Below are 21,475 nucleotides of genomic sequence, written 5' to 3' on the forward strand. Positions count from 1 at the left end.
GACAAGCAAAAAAAATCAAAGACTTAAAGCGCAGGAACGGACCCAAGGATCGTGACGTGCTTTAAGCCCCGGGAGGAATGACATGGAAAATATCGGTCTTCTGATCGATGGCTTCGGCCACATCCTCAGCTGGAACCATATCCTGCTAATGATGATCGGCGTCACGCTCGGCATTCTGGTCGGGGTGCTGCCCGGCCTTGGCGCGCCGAACGGCGTTTCGCTGCTCTTGCCGCTGACTTTCTCGATGGACCCGATCTCCGCCATCATCCTGCTCTCCTGCATGTACTGGGGGGCGCTCTTCGGCGGATCGACCACATCGATCCTGTTCAACATTCCCGGCGAACCCTCGTCGGTGGCGACCACGTTCGACGGCTATCCGATGGCGAAAGCCGGGCAGGCGAGCCGAGCGCTGACGCTCGCCTTCGTATCCGCCGGCATCGGCGCGCTGGCCGGCGTCGTGATGATCACACTGCTTTCCGGCTGGGTCGCGAACTTCGCACTGCGTTTCTCGTCGCCGGAATACTTCGCGGTCTACTTCCTTGCGTTTGCAAGTTTCATCTCGATGGGCGCGCAATCGCCCTTCAAGACGCTCGTCTCGATGATGCTCGGCTTCGCGCTTGCTTCCGTCGGCATGGACACGATCTCCGGCGACCTGCGCCTGACCTTCGATATCCCGACGCTGATCAAGGGCGTCAGCTTCCTGATCGCGGTCATGGGGCTCTTCGGCATCGGTGAACTGCTGCTGACGACGGAAGAGGGCCTGCGCTTCGAAGGCATCAAGGCGCGCGTCAAGCTCGTCGAGATCGGTCGCACGCTGGTCGAGATCCCGCGCTACTGGTTCACGATCCTGCGCTCGACGATCATCGGCATCTGGATGGGCATCACGCCCGCTGGACCGACCGCGGCTTCCTTCATGAGCTACGGCGTTGCCCGTCGCTCGGCCCGCGACAAGTCGAAGTTCGGCAAGGGCGACCCGCGCGGCGTCGTCGCACCCGAGACCGCCGACCACTCGGCCGGTACCTCGGCGCTGCTGCCGATGCTGGCGCTCGGCGTTCCCGGCTCGGCAACGGCGGCCGTCATGATGGGCGGCCTGATGATCTGGGGCCTGACCCCCGGCCCGATGCTTTTTACCGAGCGGCCGGACTTCGTCTGGGGCCTGATCGCGTCCATGTATCTCGGCAACGTCGTCGCCGTCTTCCTGGTGATCGCCACCGTGCCGCTCTACGCCTCGATCCTGCGCGTGCCTTTTGCGATCATCGGTCCGATCATCGTCGCCGTCATCTTCTCCGGCGCCTATCAGGTGGCAAACTCGGTCTCCGACATCTTCATGGTCATCGGCTTTGGCGTACTCGGCTACGTCTTCAAGAAGCTCGACTACCCGCTTGCGCCGCTGGTTCTGGCCATGGTGCTCGGCGACAAGGCTGAGGACGCCTTCCGCCAGTCGATGCTTCTTTCCGGCGGTACCCTGAACATCTTCTGGTCAAACCCGCTGGTTTCCTCTCTGATGGCGCTTGCTCTTGCCCTTCTGCTGTCGCCGCTTGTCTTCGGGCTGGTCGGCCTGGTCCGCAAGCGCAAGCAAGATGCGGCCACGCCGCATGGCGACGGCAGCGCGGCGGCTTGACGGAGCCGCCGCACCTCAAAACAAGCGCATCGGAAAAGCGCGGCGCGGTCTGCTTATAGACTGCGTCGCAAAATAAGTGAGGAAAACCATGGCGAACCCATCGCGCAAATGGACCCGTGAAACCTGGCCGATCGCGGCCGCGATGATCCAGTATCCGAACGTGCTAGCAGACGGCAGCTCCGTGCAGGATCAGTCGGTCGAGCAATGGGCCGAGACACTCGCCGATGTCGTCGACGCCGGCTTCACCGAGCTCGACCCGACCGACAGCTGGATCCGGCTGGCCGACCTCCCGGCCGCGCGGCGCGATGACTTCGTCAAGCTGACGCGTGACCTTGGCCTTTCCATGCCGGCGATCTCGACTTCGCGGCGTAGCGTCATTGATCCGGAGCATGGCGACAAATATCTCGCCTACGGACATCGGGTCATCGACACGGCTGCGGCCATCGGCGCCGGCTCCGTTTCCTTCGGCTTCTTCGGGCCTTTGACCGACGCGCAGAAGAAAGCGCTCTGGTTCTGGACCGTCGACGGCGTCAAGAACCCGGAAGACCCCGCGGTCTGGAGACAAGCGGTTCAGCGCATCCGCGAACTTGGTCGCCATGCCGAGGAACTCGGCATCGAGCTGGCGCTCGAGATGTACGAGGACACCTATATCGGCTCGGCCGACAGCGCCGTGCGCTTCGTTACCGATGTCGGCCTGCCGAACGTCGGCATCAATGCCGATCTCGGCAATCTCGTGCGCCTTCACCGCCCGGTCGAGCACTGGCAGCCGATGATGGCCAAGGTTGCACCCTTCGCCAAATACTGGCACGTCAAGAATTACTACCGCACCGAGGATGAGACCTCGGGGCTGGTGGTCACCCATCCGGCGCCGCTGGAATTCGGCGTTATCAACTATCGGGCGGCGATCCGTATGGCCTTGGCGCATGGCTTCGACAGCCCGTTTCTCTGCGAGCATTACGGTGGCGACGGGCTCTCCGTCAGCGCCGCCAACCGGGACTATCTGAGGCGCATTCTGCCTCGCGACTAAGGGAAGAGACGCGATGACCACAATCTTTGACGCACCGGAAGAATTTGCGACGACCGCGCTTGCCGGATTCAGCTCGATCTACGCGCGCAACGTCCGTCTCGTGAAGGGCGGCGTCGTGCGCTCGACCAAAGTGCCGAAGGGCAAGGTCGCCGTCGTCGTCGGCGGCGGCTCCGGCCACTACCCGGCCTTTGCCGGCTATGTTGGCCCGGGCATGGCGGATGCGGCCGTGGCCGGTGACGTCTTCGCCTCACCTTCGACTGCGGCCGTTGCCCGCGTCTGCCGGGTGGCTGATCAGGGCGGCGGCGTGCTGCTTGGCTTCGGCAACTATGCCGGCGACGTCTTGAACTTCGGCGTTGCCGCCGAGCGGCTGCGCGCCGAAGGCATCGACGTGCGGATCGTGCCGGTGACGGACGACGTGGCGAGCGCCTCTGCCGAAACCCCGGCCAAGCGCCGCGGCATCGCCGGCGACCTCGTGGTCTTCAAGGTTGCCGGAGCCGCAGCGGAAGCGGGCCTCAATCTCGACGAAGTTGAGCGCGTCACCCGTCTTGCCAACGACCGCACCGTCTCCTTCGGTGTGGCTTTCGGCGGCTGCACGCTTCCGGGCGCCAAGGGTCCGCTCTTCACCGTTCCAAAGGGCGAGATGGCCCTTGGTCTCGGCATCCACGGCGAGCCGGGTATCCGCGAAGAAAAGATGGTTTCGGCAACTGAGTTCGCGAAGCTGCTCGTCGGCAAACTGCTCGCCGAGCGGCCGGCGGATGTGCGCAAGGTCGCACCGCTTCTGAACGGCCTCGGCTCGACCAAGTATGAAGAACTCTTCGTGCTTTGGGTTGCGATCGAAAAGGAACTGAAGGCGGCTGGCCTGGAGATCGTCGATCCGGAATGCGGGGAATTCGTCACCAGCCTCGACATGCAGGGCTGCTCGCTGACGCTGATGTGGCTGAACGACGAGCTCGAGACCTACTGGCGCGCGGCTTGCGATGCGCCGGCCCTGCGCAAGGGGGCGATCATCGCCACCGAGCCCGCGACGGACACGCTCAAGGATGACGAGGACGCCATTTCCTTCGCAGCGGCTTCCGAGACCTCCCGTCAGAGCGGCGCGTGCATTGCGCGGCTGATCGGCGAAATGGCCGAGGCGCTGAAGCAGGCGGAAGACGAACTCGGTCGCATCGACGCCTTTGCCGGCGACGGCGACCACGGACAGGGCATGCGCCGAGGTTCGGCCGCGGCCAACGATGCCGCGAAGGCGGCGGTTGCAGCGGGTGCAGGCGCCGCCAGCGTTCTGGCGGTCGCGGGCGATGCCTGGGCGGACCGGGCCGGCGGCACGTCGGGCGCGATCTGGGGCCTGCTGTTGCGCGCCTGGAGCAATGCCTTCAACGATGATGCAGCCCCGACCGATGCCGCGATTGTCGACGGTGCCCGCCGTGCACTCGATGGCGTGACCCGCCTCGGCCGCGCCCGTGTCGGCGACAAGACCCTTGTCGATGCATTGGTGCCTTTCGTCGAGACCCTGGAGCGCGAGTTTGCCGCCGGAAAGCCGTTGATCGAGGCATGGCAGGCGGCGGCAAAGGCTGCGACCGAAGCGGCCGAAGCCACTTCGAGCCTGACGCCGAAGCTCGGCCGGGCACGGCCGCTTGCGGAAAAGAGCATCGGTCATCCGGACGCCGGCGCCGTTTCTCTGGCGCTGACGGCACGCGTTGCCGCCGGTGTCCTGGCGCAGGCCGCAAAGGCCTAAGAAACGATATCTCCTCCGATCGGGCGGCGCCGTCGCCCGATCGGAACCTCCCCCCGTGTAACCGCTGCATTGCCCCGCGCCAATCGGCGCCGCCACACGCTGCCGCGCAAATCAGCTCCGCGGAATGCCCGGCCCGGGCCTTTCCGTGGCTTTTTCAACACAATCTGCAGTCATTGTTGGGGAAACCCGACCAATTTTATCGTCTGCTAAAAGCTTGCCACGGAATTGCCCGATCGCGGGCTATGGCTTTGGTTTCCTGCAGCGTGCGCTATGTGCTTGAGTTCGTGTGCCGCCGGTCAAATGACAATCATTTCTGACGTTCCGAGAAGGAGACAAGAATGAAAAAGAGTTTTGCCGTAAAGGTGTCCGCAGCGTCTCTGGTTCTCGCGGGCGCGATCGCCGCAAACGCAGCCGATCTCGCGACAGTTCAACCGCAGCCCGAGCCCGACACAAGCAACGGCGTCAAGATTGGTTACCTCGATTGCAACATCGCTGGCGGTGTCGGCTATGTGCTCGGCTCGGCCAAGGAAGTCGATTGCGTCTTCCGCTCGACCATGGGTGCTGAAGCCTCCGACCACTATTCCGGCGCCATCCGCAAGATGGGCGTCGATGTCGGCTTCACGACGCAGAGCCGCCTGATTTGGGCCGTGTTCGCACCGACCGCCGGCTACCACCGCGGTTCGCTCGGCGGTCTCTACCAGGGTGCAACGGCGGAAGCGACCGTCGGCGCCGGTATCGGTGCCAACATCCTCGTCGGCGGCACCTCCGGTTCGATCCACCTGCAGACGATCAGCGTGACCGGCCAGATCGGCCTAAACCTCGCGGCCACCGGCACGTCGATGACGCTGACGGCCGTCAACTAACGTCGTTTGGGCGGCCCGTTGCACCTCCCACAACGGGGCGTCAAAAGACCGGGTAAGACGCAAAGGTACCGCACGCTGGAGACCGCGCGCGGTGCCTTTGTTTTTTGGCCTGTTGCCATTGGCCGATTCGCGTTTAAGGAATGCGGCCAGGAATCGTGCGCCGACAGGGCGAACTTCGAGGGGTTGGATTGAACAAAAGCCTTTGCCTGGGCGTCGTTGCCCTTTGCCTTGCGTCTGGGCCGCGGTTCGCCTCTGCCGAATGGCAGCCGGTCGAAAAGGAAGCGCTCTACACAATCACCGGGCAGACGGGTGCCGAGCTCTACGCCTCGATCGGCGAACGGGGTCCGAAAGCCGGAATCGGCAGGGCGATCGCACACACCAACTTCAAGCTGACCTGGACGCGAAAATATGAAGAGCAAGGCGGTGCCTGCGTGCTGGCGGTGGCAAAGCCGAAACTGATCATCACCTACACCCTGCCGAAACCGGCAAGGCCGCTGCCTTCAGGCACGCGCGAAAACTGGGACATCTTCATCGACGGCGTGCGCAAGCACGAACTCGTGCACGGCGATTTCATCAAGGAGATGGTCCGCGCGATCGAGCAGGCGACGCTGGGCCTCACTGTTCCCGACGATCCGAAGTGCCGCAAGATCAGGACCGTCATGACCGAGCGCCTCGGCGCGCTCTCGCAGACGCAGCGCCAGCGCAGCCGCGACTTCGACCAGGTCGAGTTGACCGATGGCGGCAATATTCACCAGTTGATTCTGAAGTTGGTCAACGGGCCGTAACCGGCTCGTTCTCAGCTCGGAAAGGCGCCGAACCTCTGCCCGGCGCCGTATCACTCACGCATAACGCACCAAAAACTCTTCGGCCGTCAGCTCGCGGAAATCGTCGAGCGCGCGGCGCAGGCGCTGGTGGTCCCAGTCCCACCACGAGAGCGCGTCCATCCGCTCGCCGACGCCCTCGTTGAAACGGGCGCGGATGAGCTTGGCGGGCACGCCGCCGACGATGGTGTAGGGCTCGACGTCCTTCGAGACGACTGCGCCCGCACCGATAACAGCACCGTTGCCGACAGTGACGCCCGGCAGGATGGTGGCGCCGTGGCCGATCCACACATCATGGCCGATCGTCACCCGGTTCGAGCGCCGCCAGGCGAAAAGGTCGTGGTCGAGTTGGGTATCGTCCCAATAGTTCGGTGCGCGATAGGTGAAGTGATGCAGCGTCGCCCGCCAGGTCGGGTGGTTGGTGGCGTTGATGCGCACGGCGGCTGCGATGTTGACGAACTTGCCGATCGTTGCGCACCAGATCGAGCCGTCCTGCATGATGTAGGAGTAGTCGCCGAACTCGACCTCGTCGAGCCTTGAGCGCTCCTGCACTTCGGTGTAGCGGCCGAGCGTCGAATTGTTGACGCTCGCCGTTGGGTGGATAAAGGGCTCGAGCCCGAGCTTCTGGCTCATGCGGCAGCCTTTCGCGGCGAGAAGGCCGAGACGTCGAGAATGCGATCGGCAACGGCGTCGCGCACTTCCTCGTCGTGGAAAATGCCGATCAGCGCGGTGCCCTTGGCCTTCTTCTCGGCAATCAGTTCGACAACGACCGCCCGGTTCTTCGCGTCGAGCGACGCGGTCGGCTCGTCGAGCAGAAGGATCTTGTGGTCGGTGATGAAACCGCGGGCGATGTTGACGCGCTGCTGTTCGCCGCCGGAGAAGGTCGCCGGTGGCAGGCTCCAGAGTTCGCGCGGCAGGTTCAGCTTGTTCAACAGTTCGGCCGCATGGGTGCGGGCCTCTTCGAGCGGCATGCCGCGGGCCTGCAGCGGCTCGGCGACGATGTCGAGGGAGGAGACGCGCGGCACCACCCGCAGGAACTGGCTGACATAGCCGAGCGTCGTGCGCCGGACTTCGAGCACCGTGCGCGGCTCGGCCGTTGCCAGATTGACCAGCTTGCCGTCGTGATCCATCAGGATCTGGCCTTCGTCGACGCCGTAATTGCCATAGAGCATTTTCAGGATCGAGCTCTTGCCGACGCCGGAGGGGCCGCCGAGAACGACGCATTCGCCGGCCTTCACCGAGAAGGAGACGTTGGCGACGACCGGCCGGCGGATACCGTCACGCAGATGCATGGTGAAGCTTTTTGCGACTTCGGAAACAACAAGGGGCGTGGCCATGGTTTACACCTGCAGGATCGAGGAGACGAGGAGCTGGGTATAGGGCTCGCGCGGATCGTCGAGCACGCGGTCGGTCAGCCCCTGTTCGATGACGGCTCCGTCCTTCATCACCATCATGCGGTGTGAAAGAAGGCGGGCGACGGCGAGATCGTGGGTGACGATGATGGCGGCAAGCCCGAGGTCATGCACGAGGCCGCGCACGAGATCGAGCAGGCGCGCCTGAACCGAGACGTCGAGGCCGCCGGTCGGCTCGTCCATGAAGACGAGGCGCGGGGAAGTGACGAGGTTGCGGGCGATCTGGAGGCGCTGACGCATGCCGCCCGAAAAGGCGCGCGGCTGGTCGTCGATGCGGTCGATGCCGATTTCCACCCGCTCCAGCCAGTCTCTGGCGGTGGCGCGGATGTTGCCGTAGTGGCGATCGCCGACGGCCATCAACCGCTCGCCGACATTGGCGCCGGCAGACACGGTCATGCGCAGGCCGTCGGCCGGGTTCTGGTGCACGAAGCCCCAGTCGGTACGCATCAGGAAGCGGCGCTCGGCTTCGCCCATGCGGGCGAGGTCACGGTACTGACCGTCGCGCATGTGGTACTCGACGATACCGGAGGTCGGCATCAGACGGGTCGAGAGGCACGACAGAAGTGTCGTCTTGCCCGAGCCGGATTCGCCGACGATGGCGAGCACTTCGCCCGCATAGAGCTCGAAGGAAACGTTGCGGCAGCCGATGCGGCTTCCGTAGAACTTCGAGACGTCGTTCACTTTCAAAAGCGGGAGCGTACTCATTCTGCGGCTTCCTTTCGGGCAAGCATGTGACCTGCATGGCCGCAGGCGCGGCGGTCTTCGCAATGATCGGTATCGGAGCAGACGAACATGCGTCCGCCCTTGTCGTCGAGGATCACCTCGTCGAGATAGACGTCCTCGGCGCCGCAGAGCGCGCAGGGCTTGTCGAAGCTCTGGATCTCGAAGGGATGGTCGTCGAAATCGAGGCTGACGACTTCGGTATAGGGCGGGACAGCGTAGATCCGCTTTTCGCGACCGGCGCCGAAGAGCTGCAGCGCTTCCGACATATGCATCTTCGGATTGTCGAACTTAGGCGTCGGCGACGGGTCCATCACGTAACGTCCCTCGACCTTGACCGGATAGGCGTAGGTCGTGGCGATATGGCCGTTGCGGGCGATGTCCTCGTAGAGCTTCACATGCATCAGCCCGTATTCCTCGAGCGCATGCATCTTCCGCGTCTCGGTCTCGCGCGGCTCGAGGAAGCGCAAGGGTTCCGGGATCGGCACCTGGTAGACGAGCGTCTGTCCCTCCGAGAGTTTTTCCTCCGGAATGCGGTGGCGCGTCTGGATGATCGTCGCGTCTTTCGTCCGGGTGGTGACGGCAACGTCGGCGACCTTCTGGAAAAAGGCGCGGATGGAAACCGCGTTGGTTGTGTCGTCGGCGCCCTGGTCGATGACCTTCAAGACGTCCTGCGGACCGAGGATCGAGGCGGTGACCTGGACGCCGCCGGTGCCCCAGCCGTAGGGCATCGGCATTTCGCGTGACGCAAATGGAACCTGGTAGCCGGGAATGGCGATCGCCTTCAGGATCGCGCGGCGGATCATGCGCTTGGTTTGTTCGTCCAGATAGGCGAAATTATAGGTAGCAAGGTCGTTCATCGCTGATTACCCTTGAGTGTGTCGACCGCTGATGAGGCCAGGATTTGAGCGAGATTTTCGTCTGGGTGATTGGGATCTTCGTGCTTTGTTCGGCGGTTGCCGGCCTGTTCGGCATTGCCCGCCGGCCGCAGCGCGGGCCGGACAGCAGGGCGCGTAAGAACGACGGAGGTGGCGACGCCGGTGGTGTCTATGCCGGTGACGGCGGCGATTGTGGTGGCGGGGATGGCGATGGCGATTGAACCGCTAGGGCTGGCGGCATGTCGCATCATTCTGCCGCCTCCCGTTGTACCTTCGGTGTTTCACCTGAATTCGCGGCCTCGTAATCGCGGCGCATGCGGCGCACGAGATCGAGTTCGGCCTGGAAGTCGACATAGTGCGGCAGCTTCAGGTGCTCGACGAAGCCGGTAGCCTGAACGTTGTCTGCATGCGAGATGACAAATTCCTGATCCTGGGCGGGTGCGACGATGTCCTCGCTGAACTCGTCAGTGCGCAGTGCCCGATCGACCAGCGACATCGACATCGCTTTGCGTTCACTCTGGCCAAAGACGAGGCCGTAACCGCGGGTGAATTGCGGCGGCTGCTTGGCCGAGCCCATGAACTGGTTGACCATCTGGCATTCAGTGACGCGGATCGCGCCGAGTGAGACGGCAAAGCCGAGTTCCGGCAGATCGAGTTCGACTTCCACTTCTCCGATGCGGACTTCGCCGACGAATGGGTGGGTGCGGCCGTAGCCGCGCTGGGTGGAGTAGGCGAGCGCCAAGAGGAAGCCTTCGTCGCCGCGGGCAAGCGCCTGCAGTCGCAGGTCCCGGGCCATCGGAAACTCCATCGGCTCGCGGGTAAGGTCGCCCATGACATGGCCCTCGGGCATCTGGCCATCACCCTCGATCAGGCCTTCGCCGTCGAGAATGTCGGAGACGCGCATCACATGCTCACCGGGCTCCTTGACTGCCGGTTCTTCGACCGCTTCGTCGGCGATCAGTGATGGGTCGAGCAGGCGGTGGGTGTAATCGAAGGTCGGGCCCAGAAGCTGTCCACCGGGCAGATCCTTGTAGGTCGCCGACACGCGGCGCTCGACCTTCATGTTGGCGGTATCGACCGGCTCGGAGTAGCCGAAGCGCGGCAACGTCGTGCGATAGGCGCGCAGGATGAAGATCGCCTCGATCATGTCGCCGCGCGCCTGGCGGACGGCAAGGGCTGCGAGCGCACGGTCATAAAGCGAGGCTTCCGCCATCACTCTATCGACCGCAAGGCCGAGCTGCTCGACTACCTGGTCGATAGTGATGGAGGGAAGGCTACGGTCGCCACGGCGGCGATCGGCGAGAAGGCGGTGGGCATTGGCAATGGCGGCTTCCCCGCCCTTGACGGCTACATACATGGCTCACGCCTCCTTGAGCGAAAGACGGGTGGTGCGCGGCAGGCAGACGAGCTTGTCGCCGGCCGTCAGCACGAGATCGACGCCGCGCGGAAAGATCGCGCGATTGGCGGTCCAGAATTCGAGGAAGACGTCCGGCAGCCCCTTCACCGCAATCTCCGTCACGTCCTTGATGCCGGGGCCTTTGGCGGTCAGCGCAGGGCCGCCGCTCAGCGCTTCGACTTCGATGACGAGTGTCGTCGAGCGATCCGGATATTCCTGCGTGCCAAGCGAGAACTGGTCGAAGCCGGGGAAGGCGGCGCCCTTTTCGATGAAGGCGAAGCGCGCGTCGGTCTTGCTGGTGGTGAGCGGAGCACCGGTGTGGAAAGCGATCCACTGCGGAACGGCCGATTTGGAAAGTGCCGGCGTCAGCCAGACGGGCGTGTCATGGTCGCACAGAGTCAGCGCTACGGCGCCTGCGGCCGTAGCGAGCGGAGCCGGAGGCGTGCTCGTCGCTTCGAGGCGCTTGATCGTACCCGGACGGGCAAAGCCGTCCATCAGGTCGCGGAAGACGGACTGAGCGGCAAAGACTGGATCGGCAAAGGCGCCGGCGTAAATCTGCGATTGGCTGGCCATCAGTCGTCTCCCCGAACCATGGTGAAAAAGTCCACGCGGGTGGCCGCGGTTTCTTCCGACTTGCGGCGTTCTTCCTGGGCAAGCCGGTCGGCCACGCTTCCAAGTAGGGCCTCGACCTTAGCCCTGTCGCCGTCACGCTGGGCAAGGGCGTCGAAGATGGCGGCAAGCCGGGCGCGTTCCTTGTCGGTTCCGAGCAACTGCCCGTGGCCGATTTCGCCGGTGGAAAGGCGGACGGTGGCGCGCGACACCGTAGCCTCGCCGAGATTGAAGGGATCGCCGCCGCCGCCGATGCGGCCGCGCACCATGACGAGGCCGGTCTCGGGGCCTCGGACCGGGTAAACCTCGGGCTGGTCTGCGAGCGCTTTCCAGGCGTCCTTGAGTTCGGCGAGCGTTGCCTGGGCGAGCAACCGCATGGCCTCCTTGCGCGCCGGGTCCGGCGGGCTTTCCTGCTTCACTTTCGCGTCCATCATTTTCACCTCAAATGTCTATTGATCTAGACAACTATACATCTTATACTTTTTCATAACGTCGGCAAATGACAGGCTTGTGACATGCCAATGCGAAAAGACACGGCAGCGCGAAAAGTGGTGGAGCGCCAGACCGGCGTCGCTCTCTGGCGGCAGATTGCCGACCGGATCCGCCTGGCGATCAGCAATGGCGACTATGACGCGACCGGCATGGTGCCGCCGGAAACGGTGCTTGCGGGCGAGTTCGGCGTCAACCGGCACACGGTCAGAAGCGCGCTGGCGGCGCTGGCCGAAGAAGGGCTGGTGCGTCCCGTCCAGGGGCGCGGCACGATGATCGAGCGCAAGGAGCGGGTGAGTTATCCGATTTCAAAGCGCACGCGCTTCTCGCAAGGTCTTGGCCACCAGGTGAAGGAAATTGGCTCGCGGCTGCTCGGCCACACGGAATTGCCGGCAAGGGGCGAAGTGGCGAGCGCGCTTGCCATCAGGCCCGGTGATCCAGTGATCGAACTCAGAACCGTCAGCAGCGGCGATGGTCGACCGCTCTCGGTATCCTCGAGCTACTATCCGGCGCATCGCTTCCCGCGCATGGCCGAAGAATTCGAACAGCTGCACTCCGTCACCAAGGCCTTCGCAGCCCACGGTCTGGATGATTATGTACGCGCCTCAACGGAGATCGTCGCCCGGCACGCTGACGCCGACGAGCTTGCGATGCTGAAGCTCTCGCCGGGCGCAATCGTGCTCGAAGCCCAGTCGATCAACGCCGATCTCGACGGCAAGCCGATCGAATATTCCCGTAGCCGCTTTGCCGCTGACCGGATGAAGCTGCGGATCGAGACTTGAGGCCGTCAGGCCGCCCCTGCCGGTCGCAATGACGTCTCGCTCAACCAGAAGCGTTCCGATCCCTGTCCGGAAATAAGGCAAAGGCCGTATTTCCGACGCGTTTTTGCCGCATGACCGGAGCCTGCATCAGCACCGCGCATTCGGGAATTCTCTAAGGGGGAGAATGGCAATGGCGACGTGGCGACCCGATCCTTCCTTCTATCCATCACCGCGCATGGCGGCCAAGGCTCCAAAGGAGACGCTCGCCTACGTGGCGGCTTTCGATCCGGACAGAAGAAGGCCGGACGCGATCGCCGTCGTCGATGTGGATCCGGCGTCGCAAAGCTATTCGCAGATCGTCGGGCAGGTCGAGATGCCGAATGTCGGGGACGAGTTGCACCATTTCGGCTGGAACGCCTGCTCCTCGTGCCTGTGCCCCAACGCACCGCATCCACATGTCGAGCGTCGCTACCTGGTGGTGCCGGGCCTGCGCTCCTCCCGTCTCCATATCATCGACACCAAGCCGGACCCCCGCAATCCGAAGATCGTGCGGGTGATCGAGCCCGCGGAAATCGCCGAGAAGGCGAATTATTCGCGGTTGCACACAACCCATTGCGGACCTGAAGGCATTTACGTCAACGCGCTTGCGGATCGAGACGGCAAGGCGCCCGGCGGCATTTTCCTGCTCGACCATCAGAGCTTCGATGTGCTCGGACAGTGGGAAATGGACCGTGGGCCGCAGAAGCTCGCCTATGATTTCTGGTGGCACCTCGGCCACGACACGATGATCACCAGCGAATGGGGCACGCCCGATACTTTCGAGAACGGGCTGGTGCCGGAGGTGCTGCTTGGCTCGAAATACGGCCGCCGCTTGCACTTCTGGGACCTGCACAAACGCAAGCACGTGCAGGAGATCGACTTCGGCGAGGAACACCAGCTCGTTTTCGAACTGCGCCCGGCCCACGATCCGACCAAGGCCTACGGTTTCGTCGGCTGCGTCATCAGCCTCAAGGACCTCTCGGCGTCGATCTGGACCTGGTATCGCGACGGCGACCGATGGGCCGTGAAGAAGGTGATCGAGATCCCGGCAGAACCGGCCGATCCGGATCTGTTGCCACCGGTGCTGAAAGGCTTCAGTGCGGTCGCGCCGCTCGTCACCGACATCGACCTGTCGATGGACGATCGCTTCCTTTACGTTTCCTGCTGGGGCACCGGCGACATGATCCAGTACGACGTGTCCGACCCCTTCGCACCGAAGGAAACGGGGCGGGTCAGGATCGGCGGCATCGTTTCGCGTGCGAGCCATCCGAAGGCGAAGAACGGTGCGCTCAACGGTGGGCCGCAGATGGTGGAAATCAGCCGCGACGGCAAGCGGGTCTATTTCACCAACTCGCTCTATGGCGCCATCGACCCGCAGTTCTATCCCGAAGGCATCGACGGTTGGATGGTCAAGCTCGATGTCGCCGATGGTGGCGGGATCGCCTTCGACGAAAACTTCTTCGTCGACTGGCCAAAGGGTCATCGACCGCATCAGGTTCGTCTCGAAGGCGGCGACTGCTCGTCCGATTCCTATTGTTATCCGTGAGGAGGGAGCCGCGGTGCAGCCGGGTCACGGCGAATGACGACGGTCTGGCCATGGCTCTCGCTCGCCGGCCTCGGTGCCTTTCACGGCCTCAACCCGGCAATGGGCTGGTTGTTTGCGGTTGCGCTCGGACTTCATCGCCAGAGCAGCCGGGTCGTCTGGCTGTCCCTCGCACCCATTGCGGTTGGTCACGCGATCTCGGTCGCGACCGTGCTGGCGGTGGTCGCAGCATTCGGCTCGGTGCTGGATCCGAACACATTCAGGATCGCGGCCGCCGTGCTCATTCTGGGGGCCGCCGGCTACACCGCCATTCATGGCCATCGCCACCGCGTCCGGATCGGAATGCGGACCGGCATGGCGGGACTTGCGGTCTGGTCATTCCTGATGGCGACGAGCCATGGGGCCGGCCTCATGCTGGTGCCGGCGGTGCTCAGTCTCTGTCTTGCAGGTCACGCCGGCGAACTGGCGATGGCAAGTTCGCTGCCGGTCTCGCTCGCCGCCGTTGCAGTGCATAGCATCGCAATGCTGACGGTGACCGCGGTGCTGGCGCTCGCCGTCTTCACCTGGTTCGACCTTGCGGTCCTGCGTTCCGCCTGGATCAATTTCGATCGCCTCTGGACGCTCGCCCTCGGAGCAACCGGCGTCGCACTCCTCATTCAATGATCTGCATCGCAGCCGCCAGGCTATTGCCGCTGCGATTTTACATAAGCGATATAGCCGCGGACATCGGCGGCGGGCTCGGCATAGGCGGCCCCGAGCGTTCTTTCGATGCTTGCCATGTAGGTCTTTGCCCAGTCCGGCAGGTCATAGTCGATCGCGGCCAGGAACTCGAGCGTTGCTGCGAGCCGGATATCGGCGATCGAGGGCTTGGCGCCACCGATGAACGGCTTGTCGCCAATGTAGAAAGCGCGGAATACGTCGAGCGGTTCGGCAAGGGCTGCAACCGCTGCCTTCCGGGCGATCTCCTTCGTCGCCGCATCGGCATCGCTGCAGCCGACTTCGCCCGCGTAGAGCGGAAAGTTCAGCGCCGGATAGGTTGCGCGGGCAAGGTAGGGATAGAAGGTGCCGATCAGGTAGAACATGGCGCTGTCGATCATCGCGCGTGCTTCGGGTTCCCTCGGGTAGAAGTCATCAAGCCCATGTTTGTTGCAAAGGTACTGCATGATCGCGCAGCTTTCCCAAAGCGCGCCCCTGGGCAGGTCCGCGGTCTCGATCATCGGTGTCAGATGCGACGGCGCTCGTGCCAGATATTCGGGCGAGCGCGTCTGGCCGTAGACATCGTTTTCACTGAAATCGAGCTTGGCTGCGCGCAGGAACACGCGCGCGGTCATGTTGTTGACGCTGGGCTTGATCACGTTGAGCTGGATTGCGGACATGGCATTCCTCCCGGTTGATCGTCGTTGAACTGGCGGCGGCTCGCCCGCGGCAGACACCGCCACTTGGCTACAGATCTCACCAAGTGCGACCCTATCGCGGTCCGTATGGGTTCTTCGGTTGGCGATCGAGCGACAGCGTCGGCCGAGAGCGTTCGTTCAGGGCTTCGATCGCATCGGCGAGATGGACCTCGGCGATGTTATAGTCGCCGCGTTCAGTCCTGATCCTATGCGCTTCCATCAGGACTTCGGCATGGCTGTGACCGGCCGGCGGCTCGAAGCGATAGGAGGCAAGTTCAACCAGCAGCCCAAGCGGATCTTCGAAGTAGATCGAATCCATGAAGCCGCGATCCTTGACGCCACTGTGGCGGATCTTTCGCTCGTCGAGCCGCTCCACCGCCTGGTTGAATGTCGCGCGCGAAACAGCAAAGGCGATGTGATGCACACAGCCCATGTCGGTCGGGGTGCGCTCGGGATCCGGCGTGCGGTTCTCGTCGGTGAAGACGGTGATCAGGCGGCCGTCGCCCGGATCGAAATAGAGGTGGCTTTCGCTCGCCCGGTCGAGGTTCGGTTGCTCGAAAATGAAGGGCATGCCGAGCAGCCCCTCCCAGAAATCGATCGACGTCTGACGGTCCGCCCCGACAAGCGTGATGTGGTGAACGCCTTGCGATTGCAGTTTGCGCATAGCCGGCCTCCTGGGTTCGGCGGAGAATGTGGGCCGAATGGCTCCTGGCACCGCTTTCCACCGCATGCAATTGTCGCCCGTCGCGGGCAGAAGGCAAGCGCCAATCACGGGTGGGTTGGCGGGCGGCAAACGTGTTGTGGCTGGGCAATGCACAGCTTTTAGCCCACCCGACCTTCGTTCTGAGGTTGTGCCTGCCGAAGAAACCGTTTCCGACACGCGTGTTTTGATTTCCTCGGCAAACTTTCCTATCTTCCGGTTGCAGTATCCGCAGGGTGGATGGAGGACAGATGCCGGTCATGCGGCGGTCGAAGATCAGGCAGCGCCTGCTGATCATGCTTGTCACCGGTATCGGCGGCATGGCGGCGGCTGCGATTTCCTTTGCTTCGGCGGTTTATGATGCAGCCAATCCGGTTCCTGTTCCGGTCATAGGTAAAGACCAGGTCGTCGACACGGGCCGTTGGCGGGTGACCATCAATGGCGCCCATATGTCGTCTCTGCCGCCAACCGGCACCAAACCGTTCGAGCCGAAGAGGTTCCTCCTTGTGGATCTCGAACTCGACAACCGGTCCGTGGCCAGCAGCAACGTCTTCATGAACCTGATCACGATCAAGGATGACGTCGCTCCGCTGCAGCCCAAGCCCACCTATTACCTTGCGAGGGACAAGTGGATCGCCAGTGCGATCAATCCGAACATGCCGGAAAAACTGGTCGCGGCCTGGGAGTGGCCGGCGGACCGCCCGGAACCGCAAACGCTTTCGCTGGCGATCGGCAAACAGATCTACAAGCCACGTGACAATCTCTACGGCGCGCCGAATTGGTTCGATGACGGCGAGGCCGCGGTCGTCGAGTTGCCGGTGACGCAAGCTGTGGAGACGACGGAGCAATGATGTCGGCTTTCCGTACGCTGCTGCTTTGCGGCCTTGCAATCGCCGCGCTCTATGGGATGCGAAACAGTACCCCCGGCTACGGCGACATCACCGCGCCGATCGCCATTCGCGGTGCTGTCGGCGAGCGGGTGGAGACGCGCGACTTCGCTTTCGGCGCAGCCAATGTGCATCTGGCACGACAGCTCAAGGTCGAAAGTTTTGGACGGGTCAAGGACTTCTCCACATCCGGCATCTGGCTGGTCATCGAGGGCGCGGCCGTTTCCAAGACGGAAACGATGACGTTGATGTCTGCGGAATGGCTGGCGAGCAATGGTGTGCGCTACGCGTTGAGCCAGCGGTTCTCGACCGTGCCGGGCTATCTGCCGACGGAGCGGCTCGAACCCGGCCTGCCAAGGCCGGTGCTTCTTGCCTTCGAGCTTCCCGAGGCGGCCGTCGACCAGGGCACGCTGCTCGTTGCACGCAGTCGTGTGTCGCCGCTCGCCGAGGAGCTGTCGATTGCGCTCGGCGACAAGAAGCCGGCCGAGATCAAGCCGTCTGTCACCATTGCGCGCAGCGGCAGCAGGGCGCCCTGGACACTGGCCGCGCACTGAGGGAGGTAGTCATGAGCGAGAAACGCACCTTCTGGACCTGCCTGCTCGCGTTGATCGTCGCGCTGCCGCTCGCCTTCGTCGCCCGCGCATGGGAAAGCCTTGGTGAGAGCCAATGGCTCGCCGGCGGTAGCCCGGAAGTCGTCGTTGCGGATGAAGCGGCGCAGGCCTTCGCCGGCGGGCAATGGAAGCTTATGGATATGCGACGCCTGCCGCGCACCGACGACGCACGCGTCATTCTTACCGAATTCGAGGCATCGCCGACCGATCTCGCCGCTTTGTCGAAGGGCGCCTGCCGCGTTCGACTGATCGACGACAAAGGGCGCCGCTTCGAACCGGTCACCCTGACCGAGCCGATCGTGCGAGAGATGTATCCGGAGGTGGCCGAGCGTCCGCGCTGCAGTGTCCTGGCCTTTACGGATGCCAAGGCCGGCAGCCCCGTCCGCATGGCCGAGAGCTTCATCGTTCCGGCGGAGGCGCGGGACCTTTCGCTGCGGATCGAATTTCCCGGCGCCAGTGACGAGACGCTGGTGTTCAAGTGGACGCGTAGTTGATCTCGACTTTCTCGGCCTGACGGGAAACGGCGTGTTCGAGCATCGCCGCCAGCAGGGTGATGCGCAGGGCATCGAGCACGATGCCGCCGTTGAGATCGCTGGGGCTGCCGATGAAAAGGCTCACGGCATCGAAAACGAGCCGCCAGCTCGCAAGATCTGCCACGTCCAGCGTCCGTGTTGCCGCGTACCAGGTCCAGGCGCCGAGCCAGGCAATGGCATTGTAGGCGATGATAAAGGCGAAAAGTGCCGCCAGCCCCGAGCCGAGCGTCAGCTTCAGGCAGGTCCAGATCGGCGCATAGCGGGAGCGATAATCGCTGATGAAGTGGTCGAGAAAATCGGCGACCCATTTGCGCAGCGTGCGGGCGCGGCGCGGCTTTGGCGATGTCGGCCGGGTGCGCGGTGTTGCGCTCGAAAGCTCGTAGCCGTTGATGATGGCCGCCATGACCAGCCAGACGACCGGAAGGAGCGCATAGAAGAACAGGCCTGTGGCCTGGCTATCCCAGTCAGGTTTTCTCAATTCCACCGGCACGAAGGTCTCGGCGGCATGCGCAATGCCGGCGAAGGCGAAGCCGTTCATGCTCAGAAGCTTGCCGGCGCCTAGCCAGGTGATCACCTGGTCCTTCCAGACCGACAGGCCGTAGAGACCGATGAAGATCCAGCTTGCATCTGCGGCTACAATCAGAAGACGCCAGACGGGCGCTTCGCTCAGCTTGCTCATGCGTTTTGCGCCCCAGCGTACAAGCCAGCAGAGCGCGATCGACACGAGAACGCCGCGCGACCCCAGAATATCAAAGAAGTTGGCTTTTTCGCCGAAAGCGACGGCAGCAAGCGCTGATCGCGAATATTCGCGCACGGTATCGCCGAGAAAACCCCAGGCGGCGTAGTAGGCAAAGAACGGTAGCAGGGCGGCGGCGGTGACGGCGAGCAGCCTGCGCTCGGCCTTCGGCACCTTGCTCTCGACAGGCGCCGCAGCCGGTTGCTGCCGGAGCGCTTCGAGCGCCGGCAAGCCCGGGCGAAGGACCATGAACATCAGCACGATAACGACGAGCTTCGCCAACACGACGAGGGAGAGCGTGACCATGCCGCCGAGCGGATGCTGCATCCCGATCCAGACGGCTGCCCGCATCAGGAGATCGTGCACAATGGCGCCGCAGGCGCCGATCAGCAGGAGCTGCGGCCAGAAGCGGGCGAGAAGGCGCGCCATCAGGGCAAAGGGTCCGAACACTTCGGCGATCGACGTCATGCCGACACCATAGTTGCGTCGGCCGGTAACGACAACCGCTCGGGCGGGCGGAGAGACAATGTCCTCCGCGTCGCCCGGCGTCAGATGTTGCGGCGCTTGCCCTCGATCAGGTCGAGCACCGCGCGTGCCGCATCGAGCACGTTGGTGCCGGGGCCGAAGACCGCCGACACGCCGTTCTCCATGAGATAGTCATAGTCCTGGCGAGGGATGACACCCCCACAGATGACGATGACATCCTCGCCGCCACGCTTTTTCAGCGCTTCGGCCAATTGCGGCATCAGCGTCTTATGGCCGGCTGCGAGCGAAGAGACGCCAATGACATTGACCTTGTTCGCAAGCGCCATGTCGGCCGCTTCCTCCGGTGTCTGGAACAACGGGCCGGCAAGCACGTCGAAGCCGATGTCGCCAAAGGCCGACGCGATCACCTTGGCGCCCCGGTCGTGGCCGTCCTGGCCGAGCTTGGCGACCATGATTTTCGGCTTGCGGCCGAGTTTCGCCGAAACCTCGTCGAGGCGGCCGGAGAGCACCTCGAGTTCAGGCTCGCCCTCATAGGCCTTGCCATAGATCTTGCTGACGACCTTGGGCGTTGCGGCATGGTCACCAAAGGCGCCGCGCATCGCATCGGAGATTTCGCCGACGGTCGCGCGCGACCGCGCCGCTTCGACGGCGGCCGCCAAGAGGTTGCCTTCGCCGGTCGAGGCGACCTTTGAAACCGCGGCCAGGGTCTCTTTCACCTTTGCGCTGTCGCGCCGCCGCTTCGTCTCCTCGATGCGACGGATCTGCGCGGCGCGCACGGCGCTGTTGTCAATTTCCAGGATGTCGATCGGCTCCTCGTTGTCGAGCCGGTACTTGTTGACGCCGACGATGATTTCCTCGCCCTTGTCGACCGCGGCCTGGCGGCGGGTCGCGGCCTCTTCGATCAGTCGCTTCGGCAGGCCGGCGTTGACCGCACGGGTCATGCCGCCCATCGCCTCGACCTCTTCGATCAGCGCCCAGGCCTTTTCCGCGAGTTCATTGGTCAGGCTCTCGACATAGTAAGAGCCGGCAAGCGGATCGACGACCTTGGTGACACCGGTCTCGTGCTGCAGGATCAGCTGCGTGTTGCGGGCGATGCGCGCTGAAAACTCCGTCGGCAGTGCGATCGCCTCGTCGAAGGAGTTGGTGTGCAGCGATTGCGTGCCGCCAAGGGCGGCCGACATCGCCTCGAAAGCGGTGCGGATGATGTTGTTATAGGGATCCTGCTCCTGCAGCGAGACGCCCGAGGTCTGGCAATGGGTACGCAGCATCAGCGAAGACGGCTTCTTCGGCTCGAACTCCTTCATGATCCGGGTCCAGAGCAGCCGCGCCGCCCGAAGCTTCGCCGCTTCCATAAAGAAATTCATGCCGATGGCGAAGAAGAACGAAAGCCTCCCGGCGAACTCGTCGACGTTCAGCCCCTTGGCAAGGGCAGCCCGCACATATTCGCGCCCGTCGGCGAGCGTGAAGGCAAGCTCCTGCACCAGCGTCGCGCCGGCTTCCTGCATGTGGTAGCCGGAAATCGAGATCGAATTGAACTTCGGCATCTCCTTCGCCGTATACTCGATGATATCCGCGACGATGCGCATCGAGGGTTCCGGCGGGTAGATGTAGGTGTTGCGGACCATGAACTCCTTGAGGATGTCGTTCTGGATGGTCCCCGAGAGCTTGTCGCGCGAAACGCCCTGTTCCTCGCCGGCGACGATGAAGGAGGCGAGGATCGGAATGACCGCGCCGTTCATGGTCATCGAGACCGACATCTCGTCGAGCGGGATGCCGTCGAACAGGATTTTCATGTCCTCGACCGAGTCGATCGCAACCCCTGCCTTGCCGACATCGCCTTCGACGCGCGGATGATCGCTGTCGTAGCCCCGATGGGTCGCAAGGTCGAAGGCGACGGAAAGGCCCTTTTGTCCGGCCGCGAGATTCTTCCGATAGAAGGCGTTCGAAGCTTCGGCCGTGGAAAATCCGGCATATTGGCGGATCGTCCAGGGACGCCCGGCATACATGGTCGCGCGCGGACCACGCACGAAAGGCTCGAAGCCCGGCAGCGAATCCAAATGATCGATGCCGTCGAGGTCGCCGGCCGTATAGAGCGGCTTCACCGCAATGCCCTCGGGCGTCTGCCAGGTGAGGCTTTCCGGCGCTGCCTTCAGTTCACGCTCGGCGAGCGTTTCCCAGTCCTTGGTGGTCTTTTCGGTCATCGGATGTTCTCCTGGA

23 protein-coding genes are annotated in these 21,475 nt (G+C 63.5%); 12 read left to right on the forward strand and 11 right to left on the reverse strand.

Annotated elements, in window-relative coordinates; all coding sequences use genetic code 11:
• Positions 1 to 82 precede the first annotated feature (82 nt).
• From ASD63_RS17145 to ASD63_RS17165, 5 genes are all read left to right on the forward strand, one after another.
• A complete protein-coding gene (locus ASD63_RS17145) occupies positions 83 to 1,621 on the forward strand; it encodes a tripartite tricarboxylate transporter permease (protein ID WP_034800081.1) in 1,539 nt (512 codons plus the stop codon).
• 88 nt (positions 1,622 to 1,709) lie between these two features.
• Positions 1,710 to 2,648 carry a sugar phosphate isomerase/epimerase family protein gene (locus ASD63_RS17150; RefSeq protein WP_060529557.1) on the forward strand — a complete coding sequence of 313 codons (939 nt, stop codon included), beginning with the start codon at positions 1,710 to 1,712 and terminating at the stop codon, positions 2,646 to 2,648.
• Positions 2,649 to 2,661: 13 nt separating this feature from the next.
• Entirely contained in the window at positions 2,662 to 4,380 is a 1,719-nt protein-coding gene (locus ASD63_RS17155) for a dihydroxyacetone kinase family protein (protein WP_060520519.1), read from the forward strand.
• A gap of 338 nt (positions 4,381 to 4,718) precedes the next feature.
• Positions 4,719 to 5,243 carry a DUF992 domain-containing protein gene (locus ASD63_RS17160; RefSeq protein ID WP_034800084.1) on the forward strand — a complete coding sequence of 175 codons (525 nt, stop codon included), beginning with the start codon at positions 4,719 to 4,721 and terminating at the stop codon, positions 5,241 to 5,243.
• A 188-nt stretch (positions 5,244 to 5,431) separates the two neighbouring features.
• Positions 5,432 to 6,028 carry a DUF922 domain-containing Zn-dependent protease gene (locus tag ASD63_RS17165; RefSeq protein WP_226020769.1) on the forward strand — a complete coding sequence of 199 codons (597 nt, stop codon included), beginning with the start codon at positions 5,432 to 5,434 and terminating at the stop codon, positions 6,026 to 6,028.
• A 54-nt stretch (positions 6,029 to 6,082) separates the two neighbouring features.
• On the opposite strand, the gene ASD63_RS17170 is transcribed toward ASD63_RS17165, so the two are convergent.
• From ASD63_RS17170 to ASD63_RS17185, 4 genes are read right to left on the reverse strand one after another with little or no spacing between them, the layout of a single operon-like run.
• The gene (locus tag ASD63_RS17170) at positions 6,083 to 6,697 is read right to left on the reverse strand and encodes a DapH/DapD/GlmU-related protein (RefSeq protein ID WP_034800086.1); all 615 of its coding nucleotides are present in this window, start codon (positions 6,695 to 6,697) and stop codon (positions 6,083 to 6,085) included.
• The gene (gene phnL / locus ASD63_RS17175; RefSeq protein WP_034800087.1) at positions 6,694 to 7,401 is read right to left on the reverse strand and encodes a phosphonate C-P lyase system protein PhnL; all 708 of its coding nucleotides are present in this window, start codon (positions 7,399 to 7,401) and stop codon (positions 6,694 to 6,696) included. Before phnL ends, ASD63_RS17170 begins: the two co-directional genes overlap by 4 nt.
• 3 nt (positions 7,402 to 7,404) lie before the next feature.
• Entirely contained in the window at positions 7,405 to 8,181 is a 777-nt protein-coding gene (gene phnK, locus ASD63_RS17180) for a phosphonate C-P lyase system protein PhnK (RefSeq protein WP_034800088.1), read from the reverse strand.
• Positions 8,178 to 9,056, reverse strand: a complete 879-nt coding sequence (locus ASD63_RS17185) for an alpha-D-ribose 1-methylphosphonate 5-phosphate C-P-lyase PhnJ (protein ID WP_034800089.1) — start codon at positions 9,054 to 9,056, stop codon at positions 8,178 to 8,180. Before ASD63_RS17185 ends, phnK begins: the two co-directional genes overlap by 4 nt.
• A gap of 44 nt (positions 9,057 to 9,100) precedes the next feature.
• Here ASD63_RS17185 and ASD63_RS17190 point away from each other — a divergent pair, with 44 nt between their 5' ends.
• The gene (locus tag ASD63_RS17190; RefSeq protein WP_060529559.1) at positions 9,101 to 9,295 is read left to right on the forward strand and encodes a hypothetical protein; all 195 of its coding nucleotides are present in this window, start codon (positions 9,101 to 9,103) and stop codon (positions 9,293 to 9,295) included.
• A gap of 26 nt (positions 9,296 to 9,321) precedes the next feature.
• Here ASD63_RS17190 and ASD63_RS17195 read toward each other — a convergent pair whose 3' ends face one another.
• From ASD63_RS17195 to phnG, 3 genes are read right to left on the reverse strand one after another with little or no spacing between them, the layout of a single operon-like run.
• The gene (locus tag ASD63_RS17195) at positions 9,322 to 10,431 is read right to left on the reverse strand and encodes a carbon-phosphorus lyase complex subunit PhnI (protein ID WP_060529560.1); all 1,110 of its coding nucleotides are present in this window, start codon (positions 10,429 to 10,431) and stop codon (positions 9,322 to 9,324) included.
• Between the two features lie 3 nt (positions 10,432 to 10,434).
• Entirely contained in the window at positions 10,435 to 11,043 is a 609-nt protein-coding gene (gene phnH / locus ASD63_RS17200) for a phosphonate C-P lyase system protein PhnH (protein WP_060529561.1), read from the reverse strand.
• Positions 11,043 to 11,510 (reverse strand): phosphonate C-P lyase system protein PhnG, encoded by a 468-nt coding sequence (gene phnG / locus ASD63_RS17205; protein WP_060529562.1) that lies wholly within the window; start codon positions 11,508 to 11,510, stop codon positions 11,043 to 11,045. Before phnG ends, phnH begins: the two co-directional genes overlap by 1 nt.
• Positions 11,511 to 11,600: 90 nt before the next feature.
• Between phnG and phnF the strand changes: the two genes are divergently transcribed.
• The 3 genes from phnF to ASD63_RS17220 all read left to right on the forward strand — a co-directional run bounded on the left by phnF (position 11,601) and on the right by ASD63_RS17220 (position 14,574).
• Positions 11,601 to 12,350, forward strand: a complete 750-nt coding sequence (gene phnF, locus ASD63_RS17210) for a phosphonate metabolism transcriptional regulator PhnF (protein ID WP_029742729.1) — start codon at positions 11,601 to 11,603, stop codon at positions 12,348 to 12,350.
• Positions 12,351 to 12,519: 169 nt separating this feature from the next.
• On the forward strand, positions 12,520 to 13,914 hold the full coding sequence (locus tag ASD63_RS17215) for a selenium-binding family protein (RefSeq protein ID WP_034800094.1): 1,395 nt from the start codon (positions 12,520 to 12,522) through the stop codon (positions 13,912 to 13,914).
• A 33-nt stretch (positions 13,915 to 13,947) separates the two neighbouring features.
• Complete coding sequence (locus ASD63_RS17220; protein WP_029742731.1) at positions 13,948 to 14,574, forward strand: hypothetical protein; 627 nt, start codon at positions 13,948 to 13,950, stop codon at positions 14,572 to 14,574.
• A gap of 20 nt (positions 14,575 to 14,594) precedes the next feature.
• Here ASD63_RS17220 and ASD63_RS17225 read toward each other — a convergent pair whose 3' ends face one another.
• On the reverse strand, positions 14,595 to 15,287 hold the full coding sequence (locus tag ASD63_RS17225; protein WP_029742732.1) for a glutathione S-transferase family protein: 693 nt from the start codon (positions 15,285 to 15,287) through the stop codon (positions 14,595 to 14,597).
• A 91-nt stretch (positions 15,288 to 15,378) separates the two neighbouring features.
• Positions 15,379 to 15,969 carry a VOC family protein gene (locus ASD63_RS17230; RefSeq protein WP_034800095.1) on the reverse strand — a complete coding sequence of 197 codons (591 nt, stop codon included), beginning with the start codon at positions 15,967 to 15,969 and terminating at the stop codon, positions 15,379 to 15,381.
• Between the two features lie 287 nt (positions 15,970 to 16,256).
• Here ASD63_RS17230 and ASD63_RS17235 point away from each other — a divergent pair, with 287 nt between their 5' ends.
• Genes ASD63_RS17235 through ASD63_RS17245 form a run of 3 tightly spaced genes read left to right on the forward strand, consistent with a single transcriptional unit; the run spans position 16,257 to position 17,997 of the window.
• Complete coding sequence (locus tag ASD63_RS17235; RefSeq protein WP_034800096.1) at positions 16,257 to 16,856, forward strand: hypothetical protein; 600 nt, start codon at positions 16,257 to 16,259, stop codon at positions 16,854 to 16,856.
• A complete protein-coding gene (locus tag ASD63_RS17240) occupies positions 16,853 to 17,446 on the forward strand; it encodes a hypothetical protein (RefSeq protein WP_051659534.1) in 594 nt (197 codons plus the stop codon). The genes ASD63_RS17235 and ASD63_RS17240 overlap by 4 nt, the downstream gene beginning before the upstream one ends.
• 11 nt (positions 17,447 to 17,457) lie before the next feature.
• Entirely contained in the window at positions 17,458 to 17,997 is a 540-nt protein-coding gene (locus tag ASD63_RS17245) for a hypothetical protein (RefSeq protein ID WP_034800098.1), read from the forward strand.
• On the opposite strand, the gene ASD63_RS17250 is transcribed toward ASD63_RS17245, so the two are convergent.
• A complete protein-coding gene (locus tag ASD63_RS17250) occupies positions 17,978 to 19,240 on the reverse strand; it encodes a hypothetical protein (RefSeq protein WP_034800100.1) in 1,263 nt (420 codons plus the stop codon). The two genes, ASD63_RS17245 and ASD63_RS17250, sit on opposite strands and share 20 nt — an antisense overlap.
• A gap of 80 nt (positions 19,241 to 19,320) precedes the next feature.
• Complete coding sequence (gene scpA, locus ASD63_RS17255) at positions 19,321 to 21,459, reverse strand: methylmalonyl-CoA mutase (protein WP_034800101.1); 2,139 nt, start codon at positions 21,457 to 21,459, stop codon at positions 19,321 to 19,323.
• Between the last annotated feature and the right edge of the window lie 16 nt (positions 21,460 to 21,475).

This window comes from Ensifer sp. Root558, assembly GCF_001427045.1.
Taxonomy (GTDB): Bacteria; Pseudomonadota; Alphaproteobacteria; order Rhizobiales; family Rhizobiaceae; genus Ensifer; species Ensifer adhaerens.

Bases quoted from the DNA above. Each gene is read 5' to 3' on its own strand.
- ASD63_RS17215 (WP_034800094.1), top strand. From the start codon at position 12,520: ATGGCGACGTGGCGACCCGATCCTTCCTTCTATCCATCACCGCGCATG.
- ASD63_RS17185 (WP_034800089.1), bottom strand. From the start codon at position 9,056: ATGAACGACCTTGCTACCTATAATTTCGCCTATCTGGACGAACAAACC.
- ASD63_RS17145 (WP_034800081.1), top strand. From the start codon at position 83: ATGGAAAATATCGGTCTTCTGATCGATGGCTTCGGCCACATCCTCAGC.
- ASD63_RS17225 (WP_029742732.1), bottom strand. From the start codon at position 15,287: ATGTCCGCAATCCAGCTCAACGTGATCAAGCCCAGCGTCAACAACATG.
- phnK (WP_034800088.1), bottom strand. From the start codon at position 8,181: ATGAGTACGCTCCCGCTTTTGAAAGTGAACGACGTCTCGAAGTTCTAC.
- ASD63_RS17170 (WP_034800086.1), bottom strand. From the start codon at position 6,697: ATGAGCCAGAAGCTCGGGCTCGAGCCCTTTATCCACCCAACGGCGAGC.
- ASD63_RS17160 (WP_034800084.1), top strand. From the start codon at position 4,719: ATGAAAAAGAGTTTTGCCGTAAAGGTGTCCGCAGCGTCTCTGGTTCTC.
- ASD63_RS17220 (WP_029742731.1), top strand. From the start codon at position 13,948: ATGACGACGGTCTGGCCATGGCTCTCGCTCGCCGGCCTCGGTGCCTTT.
- phnG (WP_060529562.1), bottom strand. From the start codon at position 11,510: ATGGACGCGAAAGTGAAGCAGGAAAGCCCGCCGGACCCGGCGCGCAAG.
- ASD63_RS17245 (WP_034800098.1), top strand. From the start codon at position 17,458: ATGAGCGAGAAACGCACCTTCTGGACCTGCCTGCTCGCGTTGATCGTC.
- phnH (WP_060529561.1), bottom strand. From the start codon at position 11,043: ATGGCCAGCCAATCGCAGATTTACGCCGGCGCCTTTGCCGATCCAGTC.
- ASD63_RS17195 (WP_060529560.1), bottom strand. From the start codon at position 10,431: ATGTATGTAGCCGTCAAGGGCGGGGAAGCCGCCATTGCCAATGCCCAC.
- scpA (WP_034800101.1), bottom strand. From the start codon at position 21,459: ATGACCGAAAAGACCACCAAGGACTGGGAAACGCTCGCCGAGCGTGAA.
- phnF (WP_029742729.1), top strand. From the start codon at position 11,601: ATGCGAAAAGACACGGCAGCGCGAAAAGTGGTGGAGCGCCAGACCGGC.
- ASD63_RS17250 (WP_034800100.1), bottom strand. From the start codon at position 19,240: ATGACGTCGATCGCCGAAGTGTTCGGACCCTTTGCCCTGATGGCGCGC.
- ASD63_RS17150 (WP_060529557.1), top strand. From the start codon at position 1,710: ATGGCGAACCCATCGCGCAAATGGACCCGTGAAACCTGGCCGATCGCG.
- ASD63_RS17230 (WP_034800095.1), bottom strand. From the start codon at position 15,969: ATGCGCAAACTGCAATCGCAAGGCGTTCACCACATCACGCTTGTCGGG.
- ASD63_RS17155 (WP_060520519.1), top strand. From the start codon at position 2,662: ATGACCACAATCTTTGACGCACCGGAAGAATTTGCGACGACCGCGCTT.
- ASD63_RS17235 (WP_034800096.1), top strand. From the start codon at position 16,257: ATGCCGGTCATGCGGCGGTCGAAGATCAGGCAGCGCCTGCTGATCATG.
- ASD63_RS17240 (WP_051659534.1), top strand. From the start codon at position 16,853: ATGATGTCGGCTTTCCGTACGCTGCTGCTTTGCGGCCTTGCAATCGCC.
- phnL (WP_034800087.1), bottom strand. From the start codon at position 7,401: ATGGCCACGCCCCTTGTTGTTTCCGAAGTCGCAAAAAGCTTCACCATG.